15 protein-coding genes and 1 pseudogene are annotated in these 15,138 nt (G+C 53.8%); 3 read left to right on the forward strand and 13 right to left on the reverse strand.

The window, feature by feature from the left end; translation table 11 throughout:
* The 4 genes and pseudogenes from aphA to dnaB all read right to left on the reverse strand — a co-directional run.
* A pseudogene (gene aphA / locus FDW92_RS23290) lies at nucleotides 1–204 on the reverse strand (acid phosphatase AphA); the annotation flags it as partial.
* Nucleotides 205–464: 260 nt separating this feature from the next.
* Nucleotides 465–1,658: an aromatic amino acid transaminase gene (gene tyrB / locus FDW92_RS22660; RefSeq protein WP_042312990.1), complete on the reverse strand. Its 1,194-nt coding sequence runs from the start codon at nucleotides 1,656–1,658 to the stop codon at nucleotides 465–467.
* Nucleotides 1,659–1,793: 135 nt separating this feature from the next.
* The gene (gene alr, locus FDW92_RS22665; RefSeq protein WP_042312992.1) at nucleotides 1,794–2,873 is read right to left on the reverse strand and encodes an alanine racemase; all 1,080 of its coding nucleotides are present in this window, start codon (nucleotides 2,871–2,873) and stop codon (nucleotides 1,794–1,796) included.
* Nucleotides 2,874–2,889: 16 nt separating this feature from the next.
* A complete protein-coding gene (dnaB, locus tag FDW92_RS22670) occupies nucleotides 2,890–4,305 on the reverse strand; it encodes a replicative DNA helicase (protein WP_003826610.1) in 1,416 nt (471 codons plus the stop codon).
* Nucleotides 4,306–4,369: 64 nt separating this feature from the next.
* Between dnaB and FDW92_RS22675 the strand changes: the two genes are divergently transcribed.
* On the forward strand, nucleotides 4,370–5,353 hold the full coding sequence (locus FDW92_RS22675) for a quinone oxidoreductase (RefSeq protein WP_042313083.1): 984 nt from the start codon (nucleotides 4,370–4,372) through the stop codon (nucleotides 5,351–5,353).
* 163 nt (nucleotides 5,354–5,516) lie between these two features.
* Here FDW92_RS22675 and pspG read toward each other — a convergent pair whose 3' ends face one another.
* The 3 genes from pspG to FDW92_RS22690 all read right to left on the reverse strand — a co-directional run bounded on the left by pspG (nucleotide 5,517) and on the right by FDW92_RS22690 (nucleotide 7,487).
* Nucleotides 5,517–5,759, reverse strand: coding sequence for an envelope stress response protein PspG (gene pspG, locus FDW92_RS22680; protein ID WP_016155352.1), 243 nt, complete (start codon nucleotides 5,757–5,759; stop codon nucleotides 5,517–5,519).
* Nucleotides 5,760–5,893: 134 nt separating this feature from the next.
* Nucleotides 5,894–6,892, reverse strand: a complete 999-nt coding sequence (dusA, locus tag FDW92_RS22685; protein WP_038636262.1) for a tRNA dihydrouridine(20/20a) synthase DusA — start codon at nucleotides 6,890–6,892, stop codon at nucleotides 5,894–5,896.
* Nucleotides 6,893–6,998: 106 nt separating this feature from the next.
* Nucleotides 6,999–7,487 carry a cupin domain-containing protein gene (locus tag FDW92_RS22690; protein WP_038636260.1) on the reverse strand — a complete coding sequence of 163 codons (489 nt, stop codon included), beginning with the start codon at nucleotides 7,485–7,487 and terminating at the stop codon, nucleotides 6,999–7,001.
* Nucleotides 7,488–7,601: 114 nt separating this feature from the next.
* Between FDW92_RS22690 and zur the strand changes: the two genes are divergently transcribed.
* Nucleotides 7,602–8,120, forward strand: a complete 519-nt coding sequence (gene zur / locus FDW92_RS22695) for a zinc uptake transcriptional repressor Zur (protein WP_038636258.1) — start codon at nucleotides 7,602–7,604, stop codon at nucleotides 8,118–8,120.
* 41 nt (nucleotides 8,121–8,161) lie between these two features.
* On the opposite strand, the gene FDW92_RS22700 is transcribed toward zur, so the two are convergent.
* The 4 genes from FDW92_RS22700 to FDW92_RS22715 all read right to left on the reverse strand — a co-directional run bounded on the left by FDW92_RS22700 (nucleotide 8,162) and on the right by FDW92_RS22715 (nucleotide 11,046).
* Nucleotides 8,162–8,371 (reverse strand): CsbD family protein, encoded by a 210-nt coding sequence (locus FDW92_RS22700; RefSeq protein WP_006688302.1) that lies wholly within the window; start codon nucleotides 8,369–8,371, stop codon nucleotides 8,162–8,164.
* A 131-nt stretch (nucleotides 8,372–8,502) separates the two neighbouring features.
* Nucleotides 8,503–9,828 (reverse strand): MATE family efflux transporter DinF, encoded by a 1,326-nt coding sequence (gene dinF, locus FDW92_RS22705; RefSeq protein ID WP_042312997.1) that lies wholly within the window; start codon nucleotides 9,826–9,828, stop codon nucleotides 8,503–8,505.
* A gap of 131 nt (nucleotides 9,829–9,959) precedes the next feature.
* Nucleotides 9,960–10,568 (reverse strand): transcriptional repressor LexA, encoded by a 609-nt coding sequence (gene lexA, locus FDW92_RS22710; RefSeq protein ID WP_003826596.1) that lies wholly within the window; start codon nucleotides 10,566–10,568, stop codon nucleotides 9,960–9,962.
* 109 nt (nucleotides 10,569–10,677) lie between these two features.
* The gene (locus FDW92_RS22715) at nucleotides 10,678–11,046 is read right to left on the reverse strand and encodes a diacylglycerol kinase (protein ID WP_003826594.1); all 369 of its coding nucleotides are present in this window, start codon (nucleotides 11,044–11,046) and stop codon (nucleotides 10,678–10,680) included.
* A 171-nt stretch (nucleotides 11,047–11,217) separates the two neighbouring features.
* Between FDW92_RS22715 and plsB the strand changes: the two genes are divergently transcribed.
* Nucleotides 11,218–13,638 carry a glycerol-3-phosphate 1-O-acyltransferase PlsB gene (gene plsB / locus FDW92_RS22720; protein WP_042313000.1) on the forward strand — a complete coding sequence of 807 codons (2,421 nt, stop codon included), beginning with the start codon at nucleotides 11,218–11,220 and terminating at the stop codon, nucleotides 13,636–13,638.
* 54 nt (nucleotides 13,639–13,692) lie between these two features.
* Here plsB and ubiA read toward each other — a convergent pair whose 3' ends face one another.
* Together ubiA and ubiC are read right to left on the reverse strand one after the other, a co-directional pair.
* Nucleotides 13,693–14,565, reverse strand: coding sequence for a 4-hydroxybenzoate octaprenyltransferase (ubiA, locus tag FDW92_RS22725; RefSeq protein ID WP_042313002.1), 873 nt, complete (start codon nucleotides 14,563–14,565; stop codon nucleotides 13,693–13,695).
* Nucleotides 14,566–14,578: 13 nt separating this feature from the next.
* A complete protein-coding gene (ubiC, locus tag FDW92_RS22730) occupies nucleotides 14,579–15,076 on the reverse strand; it encodes a chorismate lyase (protein ID WP_042313004.1) in 498 nt (165 codons plus the stop codon).
* Nucleotides 15,077–15,138: the final 62 nt, after the last annotated feature.

Below are 15,138 nucleotides of genomic sequence, written 5' to 3' on the forward strand. Positions count from 1 at the left end.
AACCCCGACGGCCATCGGCGGGCGGCCTGTCAGACTGTTTTCAATTTGCGCCACGGAAACCCAGTGAATGGGAGCCTGCTCGGCGAGTTTTGCAACGTTGGTGCCTGGATTGAGCTGCGAGGGAGAAGAAACTAATGCCTGAGCAGGCTGATTTAACGTGAACAATAAACAAACGGCACTCAGTGCCAACGTAAGCTTGCGCATATTTTTCCCTAAGTAGTCAGTTAGTTATCATTTTTTTATTAACAACTGGTCAAAAAACTATCTGACCTTACCCCCTGAGGGAAGGGAAAGGAAGGATTTTCTCTGGTTTTGTTACAGAAAAAGAGCACGATCACACAGAAAAGCGTGCCTGATAGCGCAACGCTCATCAGGCCTACAAACGAAAAATCCACTGCCTTTGTAGGCCGGATAAGGCGTTACGCCGCCATCCGGCAACACTGTGCGAGAAATAACAAACCTGGTTAAATAACGGCAGCAAATGCCTTCGCCACGCGCTGCACGTTAGCGTGATTCAATCCGGCCACGCACATACGACCGCTGGCAATCAGGTACACGCCAAACTCATCACGCAGGCGATCGACCTGAGCGGCGCTAAGCCCGGTATAGCTGAACATTCCGCGCTGTTGCAGCAGGTAATCAAAGTTACGGTCAGGGATTTCAGCACTCAGCACGTTAACCAGCTCCTGGCGCATTGCCAGGATGCGGGTCCGCATCTCTTCGACTTCTGCAAGCCAGCTGGCTTTCAGCGCGTCGTCACCCAGTACCGTAGCGACCACCTGCGCACCAAAGTTCGGCGGGCTGGAGTAGTTACGACGTACGGTCGCTTTTAATTGCCCCAGAACGCGGCTTGCCGCATCGGCGTCTTCACATACCACAGACAACCCACCGACGCGCTCGCCGTATAAAGAGAAGATTTTCGAGAATGAGTTACTGACCAGAGCCGGTAACCCGGCGCTGGCAATGGCGCGGATCGCGTAAGCATCGTCTTGCATTCCGCCACCAAAGCCCTGATAAGCAATGTCGAGGAACGGGATCAGATCGCGCGATTTCAGAATCTCAATAACCGCATCCCATTGCGCAGGGGTTAAATCTGCACCGGTCGGGTTATGGCAGCACGGATGCAGCAGCACGATGCTGCGCGCCGGTAAGGTATTCAGCGTGGCCAGCAGGTCATTGAAACGTACCCCGTTGGTTTCGTTGTCATACCAGGGGTAAGTACTCACTTCGAATCCAGCCCCTTCAAAAATCGCGATATGGTTTTCCCATGTCGGATCGCTAACCCACACACCAGAGTCAGGGAAATAGCGTTTCAGGAAGTCTGCGCCAATTTTTAGCGCCCCGGAACCACCCAGCGTCTGAATGGTTGCGACACGCTGTTGCTGGAGAACCGGATGATCCGCGCCAAACAACAGCGGCGCAATGGTATGGCGATACGTGTTCAGACCTTCCATCGGTAGATACAACGAAGCGCCATGCGGTTTGGCATTGAGTCGGGCTTCCGCCTCCGCCACCGCTTTAAGCTGAGGAATAATGCCGTCTTCGTTGTAGTACAGGCCAATGCTGAGGTTCACTTTGTCGCTACGTGAATCTTCTTTGAATCGCTCCATGAGCGATAAAATCGGGTCGCCAGCGTAGGCGTCAACTTTTTGAAACACGAGGTGGTTCTCCAGGTTTACAGGCAGAGGATAAGAACACAATAAACCGGAAGCGGAAGAAGATCGAGAGGATGTTGCAGTTGGCGAGCATATTGCCGGATGGCGGGGTTCCCGCCTGTCCGGCATATCATGAACTTAGTCGATATACTTCATCGCCACCCTTGAGGTCAGGCGTGTGATAAGTTCGTAAGCACTAACTTTCGTCATTTCAGCAATGCGTTCAACGGGCAAACCTTCACCCCAAAGAATCACAGAATCACCAGCCTTATCCTGCGCCTCGGGACCTAAATCGACGCAGATCATATCCATCGCGACGCGACCCACGATCGGCACTTCACGGCCATTGACCAGCACCGGTGTCCCAGACGGCGCCGCACGCGGGTAACCATCGCCATAACCCATCGCCACCACGCCTAAACGCGTGTCGCGCTCGCTCTGCCAGGTACCACCATAACCAACCGGCTCGCCCGCTTTGTGCTCACGCACCGCAATCAGGCTGGAGGTTAGCGACATCACCGGCTGGCAGCCAAAATCGGCGCCGATAGAGTGGTTTTCCAGCGGTGATACGCCGTACAGAATCAGCCCCGGACGCGCCCAGTCGAAGTGAGACTGCGGCCACAGCAGAATACCACCGGATGCGGCAATCGAACGCTGCCCCGGTTTGCCTTCACAGAAGCGATTAAAGATATCGAGCTGCTTTTCAGTCGCGCCACACTCAGGCTCGTCCGCGCGTGCAAAGTGGCTGACGATATTGACCGGCTGGCGCACATTTTCACATTGCGTCAGGCGCTGATAAAACGCCTCGGCCTGCTCAGGGCGTACGCCCAGGCGGTGCATACCGGTGTCGAGCTTCATCCAGACGGTAACGGGTTCAGCCAGTTTTGCGGCCTCCAGGGCCTCGAGCTGCTCCAGGTTGTGGACGGCAGTATGCAGACGCTGCGCGGAAATAGTCGGTAGATCGGAGGCATCAAAAAACCCCTCCAGCAGCAGGATGGGCTGCGTGATGCCCCCCGCGCGCAGCCGCAGGGCTTCTTCAAGACGAGCGACACCAAAAGCGTCCGCATCGGGGAGCGTTCGCGCGGTCTCTAACAGACCATGGCCGTAGGCGTTCGCTTTCACGACCGCAACCAGTTTACTGGCAGGAGCCAGTTCACGCAGACGTTGCAGGTTGTGTCGCAGAGCGCGGCGGTTAATAACTACAGTTGCCGCTTGCATTTGTATTCCTTAGAAATTACTCATCGTCATATTGAGGACCGGCATAGTTGTCGAATCGCGACCACTGTCCGTTAAACGTCAGGCGAACCGTTCCGATCGGACCGTTACGTTGCTTACCAATAATGATTTCTGCGATCCCTTTCAGGTCGCTGTTTTCGTGATAAACCTCATCACGATAGATAAACATGATTAAGTCGGCATCCTGCTCGATGGAACCGGATTCACGCAGATCTGAGTTGACCGGACGCTTGTCGGCGCGTTGTTCCAGAGAGCGGTTAAGCTGCGACAGCGCCACCACCGGTACATGCAGTTCTTTCGCTAACGCTTTCAGCGAGCGGGAAATTTCAGCAATTTCCAGCGTACGGTTGTCGGAAAGCGACGGCACGCGCATCAGCTGCAGGTAGTCGATCATGATAAGTCCGATACCGCCGTGTTCACGGGCGATACGACGGGCACGCGAACGCACTTCCGTTGGCGTCAGGCCGGAAGAGTCATCAATATAGATGTTTCGTTTCTCCAGCAAAATACCCATTGTTCCGGAAATTCGCGCCCAGTCTTCGTCATCCAGTTGACCGGTACGGATTTTGGTCTGGTCTACGCGTGAGAGCGAGGCCAGGGAACGCATCATGATCTGTTCTGAGGGCATTTCCAGACTAAAGATAAGAACTGGCTTATCCTGCAACATCGCCGCATTTTCGACGAGGTTCATTGCAAATGTCGTTTTACCCATCGACGGACGCGCAGCGACGATGATGAGGTCTGACGGCTGCAAACCAGCGGTTTTTTTGTTGAGGTCGTCATAACCGGTGTTCACCCCGGTAACGCCGTCGTGCGGCTGCTGGAATAGCTGCTCGATACGCGCGACGGTGGCGTCGAGCACATCGGTAATGTTTTTCGGGCCTTCGTCTTTGTTGGCGCGACTTTCAGCGATTTTAAAGACGCGAGACTCCGCGAGATCCAGCAGGTCTTCACTGGAACGTCCTTGCGGATCGAATCCGGCTTCCGCAATTTCGTTCGCGACCGAAATCATGTCACGGACAACGGCACGTTCGCGAACGATATCCGCATAAGCGCTAATGTTGGCCGCACTTGGCGTATTTTTCGATAACTCAGCCAGGTACGCAAAACCGCCGACGCTGTCCAGTTGGCCCTGAACCTCCAGCGACTCTGCCAGGGTAATCAGATCGATGGGTTTTCCCATCTCCTGCAGGCGATGCATTTCCGTGAAGATATGCCGGTGCGGGCGGGTATAAAAATCTTCCGCCACCACGCGTTCGGCCACGTCATCCCAGCGTTCGTTATCCAGCATTAAACCGCCCAACACCGACTGTTCCGCTTCAATCGAGTGCGGCGGTACTTTCAGCCCGGCGACCTGGGGATCGCGCTCACGAGCATCAGTCTGTTGTTTGTTGAAGGGTTTATTTCCTGCCATAGTGAATGGAGTTACCGAGATAATGATTGGGTCGAAAGATTACCACATTTCTTTTGGAGGAAGCATGGCAACACGTATTGAATTTCACAAGCATGGTGGGCCTGATGTACTCAAGGCTGTGGAGTTTACGCCAGTTGACCCGGCGGAAAACGAAATCCAGGTCGAGAATAAAGCGATTGGGATCAACTACATCGACACCTACATCCGCAGTGGTCTTTATCCACCACCTTCTCTGCCCAGCGGTCTGGGTACCGAAGCCGCGGGCGTGGTCAGCAAAGTTGGCAACAAAGTGACGCACATTAAAGCTGGCGATCGCGTGGTGTATGCTCAGTCTGCGCTTGGCGCTTACAGCTCAGTGCATAACGTGCCGGCTGATAAAGCCGCTATTCTGCCTAACGCTATCTCATTTGAACAGGCAGCCGCCTCGTTTCTGAAGGGGCTGACCGTTTTTTACCTGTTACGCAAAACCTATGAAATCCAGCCTGACGAACCGTTTTTATTCCACGCAGCCGCAGGTGGCGTCGGTCTGATCGCTTGTCAGTGGGCGAAAGCGTTGGGAGCGAAACTGATTGGCACCGTCGGCAATGCGCAAAAAGCGCAAATTGCGCAGCAGGCCGGGGCGTGGCAGGTAATTAACTATCGTGAAGAAAGCATTATTGAGCGGGTAAAAGAGATCACCGGCGGTAAAAAAGTGCGGGTGGTGTACGACTCGGTGGGGAAAGATACCTGGGAGGCCTCTCTCGATTGTCTGCAGCGCCGCGGACTGATGGTCAGTTTTGGCAACGCGTCCGGACCAGTGACCGGTGTAAATTTAGGGATTCTGAATCAGAAAGGTTCGCTATACGTGACCCGTCCCTCTCTGCAGGGTTACATCACCAACCACCATGAATTAACCGAAGCCAGCAATGAGCTGTTCTCGCTGATTGCCAGCGGGGTGATCAAAGTGGATGTCGCACCTGGTCAGGCATTTGCGCTGCACGACGCGCAGCGTGCTCATGAAGTGCTGGAAAGTCGCGCCACGCAGGGATCGAGTCTGCTGATCCCGTAAAGAATTAGGGCTTCCCGCAGGAAGCCCTTTCTTTTTTTAGTTCGGCTGTATGTAGGGTACAGCTCGATGAATTCGTTAACCAGGCAATAGTGACAGATTTGATAATCAATTCCTATTTGGTTCTAAAGGCAATGTTTCAGGTTGTGACGGACCACTCAATACCTTAGTAAAATCGGCGGTTATTGCGCTGATACTGTGGGACTTTTGGCGCTTTTATCGCCTTGATCACCCACACCACGGCAACGGCCAGTAACAGCCAGGGCAACAGTTTAATCATCAAGGCAAATAGCCCGCCCAAAAACATGACGACGGTGGCTACGACCAGCGCGGCCAGCACCCCCAGCAACGAGACGCCGGTGACCATCAGCATGATAAAAAATCCAATCACAAAAAGTAGTTCCAGCATGACTCTCTCCCGAAATAAAATACTCTCCATTCCTTTACAAGAAACATGACAAAGTTAATCCACTGATTTATAAAACAAAAAACCCTGTGACAACGCACAGGGCGTGGTGAAATTAACTAACTTTTAGTGAGAAACTAACGCTTATCGGCCACCAGCTTCAAAGCATGTTCCAGGACGTTAATATCGGCTCCGGCTTTATGCGCGTTCTCACTCAGGTAACGACGCCACTGACGTGCGCCGGGGATCCCCTGAAACAGTCCCAGCATATGGCGCGTCACATGCCCCAGATAAGTGCCCTGACTCAGTTCACGCTCAATATATGGGTACATGGCACGCACCACGGCGACCGGATCGGCATCATGGGTAGCGGCAGCAAAAATTTCGCGGTCGACCGACGCCAGAATTCCGGGATTTTGATAGGCTTCACGCCCCACCATCACGCCATCCATATGTTGCAGATGCTTTTTCGCTTCTTCCAGCGATTTAATACCGCCGTTGATCGACATCGTCAGATGCGGGAAATCACGCTTTAACTGATAAACACGGTCATAATCCAACGGTGGGATCTCGCGGTTTTCTTTCGGGCTTAACCCGGACAGCCAGGCCTTGCGGGCGTGGATGATAAACATCTCGCATTCGCCGTTGCCAGACACCGTGTTGATGAAGTCGCACAGGAATTCGTAGCTGTCCTGATCATCAATGCCGATTCGGGTCTTCACCGTCACAGGAATCGACACCACATCGCGCATAGCCTTGACGCAATCAGCGACCAGTTGCGCATTCCCCATTAGACAGGCGCCAAACATGCCATTCTGTACGCGGTCGGAAGGACAACCCACGTTGAGGTTAATTTCGTCATAACCCCGCTGTTCAGCGAGCTTCGCACACTGCGCCAGTGCAGCCGGATCGCTCCCGCCCAGTTGCAACGCGACCGGATGTTCTTCTTCGCTATACGCCAGATAATCGCCTTTACCATGAATGATCGCTCCGGTGGTCACCATCTCCGTATACAGCAGCGTCTGGCGGGACAGTAAGCGCAAAAAGTAGCGGCAATGTCTGTCCGTCCAGTCGAGCATCGGCGCGATAGAAAAACGATGAGCGGGAAAAGCGGTAGACTGAGATTCAGGCAGCATGGCGAATATTCAAGCATCCGGTTAAAAAAGGGGCGCTACTATAGCATAGACCGGTGCGATAGTGCGCCCCATCATCGTGGCTACCGCAGCATATTCTCACAGTGCGTTATTTGCGCCCCGGCTTGCCGTCATGTGGGCCAAAAAACTGCGGCGGATGGTCCACCCAGCGATCCTCGCGCGTGGCGGCATAGACCGGGTTAAGCGGGTAGTAAATGCGATTATATTTTTTGTTTGCCTCACCCACGACCAGCAGGCGCACCTCTTCACTGGTGTTATTGATAAAGGTGTGACACACCCCGGTTCCAGCCGGAAAACCGACGCTGTCGCCAGGCTCGAGCTTCCATAAATAACCGTTGATCCAGGCTTCCGGATAGCCTTCCAGCACATAGATAAACTCTTCTTCATCGCTTTCCGCATGAGGATAAGATGTGCGACGCCCCGGCGGCAGGCGTTCATGATGAATACCCAGTCTTCCTAACCCCAGTTTACGGGCAAGCGGCGCGCCAATAGCAAAAAGTTCATTGCTGTCGGGGTAGGTGGAGTCATCAGCCCCCTCCACCTCTCGCCAGTGGCGAATACAGTCGGGTCTTTTCATGTTGATTCTCCAGAATACGATGCGTCAGGTATAGCACACAGCGGCGGATCTCGGCGTTTTAAGCAGAACATGATAAAGTAAGGGATTAACCTTTCACACAAATCGAGGCGCCAAATGGACAAAACCACCACGCAGGAGTTATTGGCTCAAGCTGAAAAACTCTGTGCGCAACGCAACGTGCGGCTAACGCCACAGCGCCTCGAAGTGCTGCGCCTGATGAGCCTGCAGGAAGGCGCCATTAGCGCTTACGACCTGCTCGACCTGCTACGGGAAACCGAGCCGCAGGCCAAGCCGCCAACCGTTTATCGTGCGCTCGATTTTCTGCTGGAACAAGGTTTTGTACATAAAGTGGAATCGACCAACAGCTACGTGCTGTGTCACCTGTTCGATCAACCGACCCACAGTTCTGCGATGTTTATTTGCGATCGCTGTGGCGTGGTAAAAGAAGAGTGTGCGGAAGGTGTGGAAGACATCATGCATATGCTGGCGGCAAAAATGGGCTTTGCTCTGCGGCATAACGTGATTGAAGCTCACGGACTCTGCCCGGCATGCGTGGAGGTTGAAGCCTGTCGGCATCCAGGCGAATGCCAGCATGACCACTCAATTCTGGTGAAAAAGAAAGTCGGTCGCTAAGCAAGAGAGCGTACATCCCTGTACTCTCAGGAGGGGACTAATTACCAGCGGTAATCGTTGCGGGTTTCCCAGTCAGTGACTTCTTTCTCCGCCTGATCTTTTGCATAACCGTAACGCTCCTGGACTTTACCGACCAGTTGGTCACGTTTGCCTTCAATGACCGTCATATCATCGTCGGTCAGTTTGCCCCATTGCTCTTTCACTTTACCTTTGAACTGTTTCCAGTTGCCGCCGACTTCGTCTTTATTCATCATCAAATCCTCATCGTTAGGTTGTGAATAGCCAGAGTATCTCGTCCAACTCTGCTATCTTTTCTGCTGGACGTGAGAATAAGTGTAGTCACTGATTCGGCATTCGATTCACTATTCAGAATTTTTAACCGTCAGGCTTCAACGAACCACGTCCCGTTGCGCCAGTGACGTCGCCAGATAAAGGCCAGCGAAAGCCCGCGCAGGGCAAGAAATACGGTGAGCGCCAGCCACAAGCCGTGGTTACCCAGCAGCGGTAGAGCCAGCAACGTTAATGCGAATCCCGCGGCGGCAACGGCCATGCTGTTGCGCATTTCTGCAGCCCGTGTTGCGCCGATAAACATACCGTCCAGCAAATAACACCAGACGCCAACCAGCGGCAAAATCACCTGCCAGATAAGATAGCGATCGGCCAGCAGTTGAATCTGCGGGAGCGAGGTTAGCAACGCTATAATGTGCTCGCCAAACAGGGCATAAACCAGCGAAAACAGAATCGCCACAAGACCGGACTGTCGACAGGCTGCGCGCCAGACATCCAGTAACTGGCTGCCATCTCTTGCGCCATAGGCCTGACCAGAATGCGCTTCTACGGCGTAGGCAAACCCGTCCAGCGCGTAGGCGGTAAAAGTCAGTAGAGTCATCAGAACAGCATTTACCGCAATGATATCGCTCCCCAGACGCGCGCCCAGCACCGTAATGGCACCAAAACAGAGCTGCAGCAACAGCGAGCGCAGCATGATGTCGCGGTTAAGCGCCAGTAACCGGCGGAAATTGCCACGCCACGCCTGTTTCAACATTGCCAGCGAAATTTCGCGCATATGCAGGACTTTACGTACCATCATCAGGCCAATCAGCAGGGTGGTATATTCGGCGGTGACCGTCGCCAGCGCCGCTCCCTGCACGTTCATATGCAGGCCCATTACCAGCCATAAATCGAGCACAATGTTGAGAACATTACCGACTATCAGCAGGATAACCGGCGCCCGCGCATACTGAACGCCAAGCAGCCAGCCGAGCAGCACCAGATTCGCCAGAGACGCGGGTGCGCTTAACCAACGGATTTCCAGGAAACGTCGGGCCTGCTCCAGTACCGCTTCACTTCCCCCGACAATATGCAGAGCCAGATCGATAATCGGCGTACGAAACAGTGCGATAAGCAGCCCCGCACCCAGCGCCAGCATTAGCGGCTGCACCAGCGCACGCGCCAGTGCCTGCGGATTTTTCGCGCCAAATGCCTGGGCGGTAAGGCCCGTGGTGCTCATGCGTAAAAAAAGCAGCAGCATAAAGAGAAAACTGGTCGCGGTGGCGCCAACGGCAACGCCGCCAAGATAAATCGGGCTATCCAGATGACCAATGACCGCAGTATCGACCAATCCCAGCAAGGGAACGGTGATATTGGAGAAGATCATCGGTAAGGCTAGACGCCAGAGTGCTTTGTCGGAGGAGGTAAAGAAAGGCATGAAATAGCGCCTGAAAAGAAGTTAGACGTACTGGAAGATGTTGTTCAGGCCCGGTAAGCACAGCACCACCGGGCTAGTTGCCGGATGGCGACGCAAACGTCTTATCCGGCTGTCGGGAAAGCAACCTGTGATTACAGCCATTCACCGTTACGAATGACGCCTACCGCCAGCCCTTCAATAGTGAAGTTTTGCTCGCGCAGGTCGACCACAATCGGTTTGAATTCGCTGTTTTCTGGCAGAAGCTCAACCTTGTTGCCCTGTTTTTTCAGGCGTTTCACCGTCACTTCGTCGTCAATGCGCGCGACAACAACCTGACCGTTACGCACATCCTGTGTTTTATGCACAGCCAGCAAATCACCGTCCATAATCCCGATGTCTTTCATCGACATACCGCTGACACGCAGCAGAAAATCGGCGTTCGGTTTGAACAGTGAAGGATCGACCTGATAATGGCCTTCAATGTGTTGCTGCGCCAGAAGTGGCTCACCTGCCGCAACGCGACCTACAAGCGGTAAACCTTCTTCTTCTTCCTGCAACAGACGAATACCACGCGATGCGCCGGATACAATTTCCAGCACGCCTTTACGCGCCAACGCTTTCAGATGTTCTTCAGCAGCGTTTGGGGAACGGAACCCCAAACGCTGCGCGATCTCCGCACGCGTCGGTGGCATACCTGTCTGGCTGATGTGATCTCTAATAAGATCAAACACCTCTTGCTGCCTGGCCGTTAACGCTTTCATTCCGCCCCCTGGGTGTATATACAGTTATGCTGTGAGTATATACAGCTAAAGGTGATTTTGGAACCGCAAACTGCACAAAAAACAGGAGAATGATGAAGTTGTGGAATCTTTATCGCAAATGCGACCACAACAGGATGCCCCAGGTGATCAGGGCGACAAAAATTGACAGCAATACCGCCGCCGACCCCATATCTTTCGCACGACCAGACAGTTCGTGGTACTCGGAACCGATACGATCAACCACCGCCTCTATCGCACTGTTAAGAATTTCAACGATCATCACCAGCATCACGGAACCAATCAGCAACACGCGCGTAATGGCGTCGACGTCCAGCCAGCAGGCGATGGCAACGCCTAGCAGAACGGCAACGCTTTCCTGGCGAAATGCCGCTTCATTAATCCATGCGGCGCGAAAACCTTTCCAGGAATAGCCTGCAGCTTTGATAATTCGGGTGAATCCAGTGGTATTATTGGCCATCAAAAAGAACCTTTTTACATTATTAGCGTCAATGTCATTGTAACGTTACCCCGTTTGTTTCAGGGTGTGGCAAAGCAGCGCGAAGTATGACCGGATACACCAGAAATTCACTAAACTTTCTGATATCCTTGCAGCGCATTTGCATTATTAACCAGAGGCTTTACATCGTTTATGTCCGGCTGGCCACGAATTTACTACAAATTACTGAATTTACCATTAAGCGTGCTGGTAAAAAGCAAGTCTATTCCGGCGGAACCTGCACCGGAATTGGGGCTCGATACTTCTCGCCCCATTATGTACGTCCTACCGTACAACTCCAAAGCAGACTTGCTGACGCTGCGCGCCCAATGTCTGGCGCACGATCTCCCGGATCCCCTGGAACCGCTGGAGATAGACGGAACTCTACTGCCGCGCTACGTGTTTATTCACGGCGGCCCACGTGTCTTCACCTATTACACGCCAAAAGAAGAGTCTATTAAGCTGTTCCATAACTATCTCGACTTGCATCGCAGCAATCCAGACCTGGATGTGCAGATGGTGCCGGTTTCGGTGATGTTTGGCCGTGCGCCTGGACGCGAAAAAGGCGAGGTCAACCCGCCGCTGCGTATGCTGAACGGCGTACAAAAATTCTTTGCTGTGTCCTGGCTGGGTCGCGACAGCTTTGTCCGCTTCTCCCCGTCGGTTTCCCTGCGTCGCATGGCGGATGAACACGGTACAGATAAAATTATCGCCCAGAAGCTGGCGCGCGTAGCGCGTATGCACTTTGCTCGCCAGCGCCTGGCCGCAGTCGGTCCGCGCCTCCCTGCCCGTCAGGATCTGTTCAACAAGCTGTTGGCCTCAAAAGCTATCGCGCGCGCGGTAGAAGATGAAGCGCGCAGTAAAAAAATCTCCCACGAAAAAGCGCAGCAAAATGCGATAGCGTTGATGGAAGAGATTGCCGCCAACTTCTCCTACGAGATGATCCGTCTGACAGACCGTATTCTGGGTTTTACCTGGAACCGTCTGTATCAGGGGATTAACGTTCATAATGCAGAGCGTGTACGCCAGTTGGCGCACGATGGACACGAAATCGTCTATGTTCCGTGCCATCGCAGCCATATGGACTATATGCTGCTGTCGTACGTTCTGTATCATCAGGGTCTGGTTCCGCCGCATATCGCGGCAGGCATCAACCTGAATTTCTGGCCGGCGGGTCCGATTTTCCGCCGCCTGGGCGCATTCTTTATTCGTCGTACCTTCAAGGGCAACAAGCTTTATTCCACTGTTTTCCGCGAATACCTGGGCGAGTTGTTCAGCCGCGGCTACTCGGTTGAGTACTTTGTCGAAGGCGGCCGTTCACGTACTGGTCGTTTGCTCGACCCGAAAACCGGCACGCTGTCGATGACCATTCAGGCGATGCTGCGCGGCGGTACGCGTCCGATTACCCTCGTACCGATCTACATCGGCTACGAGCACGTAATGGAAGTGGGCACGTATGCGAAAGAACTGCGGGGCGCGACGAAAGAGAAAGAGAGCCTGCCGCAAATGCTGCGTGGCTTAAGCAAGCTGCGTAATCTGGGTCAGGGTTACGTTAACTTTGGCGAGCCGATGCCGTTGATGACTTACCTCAACCAGCATGTGCCGGAGTGGCGTGAATCTATCGATCCTATCGAGTCTATTCGTCCTGCCTGGCTGACGCCGACGGTAAATAACATTGCCGCCGATCTGATGGTACGCATTAACAACGCAGGCGCAGCCAACGCCATGAACCTGTGCTGTACCGCGTTACTGGCTTCCCGCCAGCGCTCTCTGACCCGTGAGCAGTTGACTGAACAACTCGATTGCTATCTGAGTCTGCTGCGCAACGTACCGTATGCCCCGGATGCGACGGTTCCTGCGCAGAGCGCCAGTGAACTGATTGACCATGCCTTGCAGATGAACAAGTTTGAGGTCGAGAAAGACACCATCGGCGACATCATCATTCTGCCGCGCGAGCAGGCGGTATTGATGACGTACTACCGCAACAACATTGCGCATATGCTGGTACTGCCTTCGTTAATGGCGGCCATCGTAACTCAGCATCGTCATATTTCACGCGCCGCGCTGCTGCAGCATATTGAAGCGCTATACCCGATGCTGAAAGCGGAGCTGTTCCTGCGCTGGGAGCGTGACGAACTCGCTGGCGTGATCGACGAACTGGCCAGCGAAATGCAGCGCCAGGGACTCATCACCCTGGACGATGGCGAACTGCATATCAATCCGGCACGCTCCCGTACACTACAGTTGCTGGCGGCGGGTGCTCGTGAGACGTTGCAGCGCTATGCTATTACCTTCTGGCTGCTGAGCGCTAATCCGTCTATCAACCGTGGTACGCTGGAGAAAGAGAGCCGCACCGTGGCTCAGCGTCTTTCCGTCCTGCACGGCATTAACGCGCCAGAATTCTTCGACAAGGCCGTGTTCAGTTCTCTGGTGCTGACGCTGCGTGACGAGGGATATATCAGCGATACCGGAGATGCCGAACCGGAAGAGACGATGAAGATCTATCAGATGCTGGCCGAACTGGTCACGTCGGATGTGCGTCTGACCATCGAGAGCGCCACACAAGGCGAGTAAGCATAAAAAAACCGGTCATAATGACCGGTTTTTATTTTGCAGGCTAAGCCAAACTCAAAAATGCCAGTAGCTCATTGCCAGGCCTAAGAACAGCACCAGACCAACATAGTTATTGTTCATAAACGCTTTAAAGCAGGCGTCACGTTCACGGTTGACGATCAGTTTCTGCTGATACACAAACAGCGCCCCAGCCACTAACAGAGACCAGTAATAGCCCAGTCCCAACCCGTTTAACCAGCCCACCAGCGCCATCAGCGCCAGCACGCCCACCTGCAGGATACCAATAATCAGCTTGTCGTTCTGGCCGAACAGAATCGCGGTCGATTTAATACCGATCTTCAGGTCATCATCGCGGTCAACCATTGCATACTGCGTATCATAGGCCACAGCCCAGAGGATGTTGGCAAGGAACATCAGCCAGCAGCTCAGCGGTACGGACTCGCTCACGGCGGCGAACGCCATCGGGATCGACCAGCCAAACGCCGCCCCCAGCACCACCTGCGGCAGATGCGTATAGCGCTTCATAAACGGGTAAACCCACGCCAGCGCTAATGCCGCAACGGACAACAAAATGGTCATCGTATTAAGGGTCAGGACCAGCAGGAAGGCCAGTAATACCAATACGACAAACAGCGTTCGGGCTTCTTTCTCGGTGACTGCGCCGCTCGGCAGCGGTCGATTCGCGGTACGTTTAACATGGCCGTCAAACTTCCTGTCGGCATAGTCATTCACCACGCATCCGGCAGCGCGCATTAACCATACGCCGGCGACAAAAACCGCCAGGATCCACAGTTGCGGCATACCAGGGGTTGCTACCCATAATGCCCACAGCGTAGGCCAGAGCAGCAGTAAGGCGCCGATTGGCTTATCCGTACGCATCAAGCGGTGAAACGCCAGCAGCTTATTCTGCGTCAGACTCCACTCCATCTTTATCTTCCTCTCAGTACAACGGCGATGCAGGCAGAAAAAGCTCAGTAAGCATCAACGGCTTACCGCTCAGCCGCAGGCGGGAACGACGCCCCCACAGCGCTGCATCTTGGCCAATCTCAATAAAATCTCGGGTCAATGTCGATGACGTAAACAGGTAGCGTCCGAGCGGGGTTTTCCCCAGGTTTTGTAAGGCCAGTTCAGGGCCACACAGGGTGGATTCAGGCACCACTGTACGTCCGGCAAGCCAGGGTTCACCATCCGCGCATAAAAGGATTTCGCGTAACCAATAGCGGGACTCTTTGGGCAGCAGCGTCAGTTCTTCAGCCACCTCATTTTGCCCAACGAACGCTTCGCGAATCAACGTGACGGTGACTTCTTTGCCCTGCTGCTCAAAACGTTTGGTCATGGAATCTTCCAGTAACAACCAGTCGAGCAGTTGCGGGTCCAGCGCCGGGATCGCATCAAAATAACGCAGCGCACGCAGTTGCGTTAACGCAGGGTGTGGCATGCCTTACTCTCCGATTTATAACCTAAAGGCATTGTATCGCAGAAAAGGCATTACGGGGTGAG

This window comes from Citrobacter sp. wls706 (assembly GCF_005281305.1).
Taxonomy (GTDB): domain Bacteria; phylum Pseudomonadota; class Gammaproteobacteria; order Enterobacterales; family Enterobacteriaceae; genus Citrobacter; species Citrobacter werkmanii.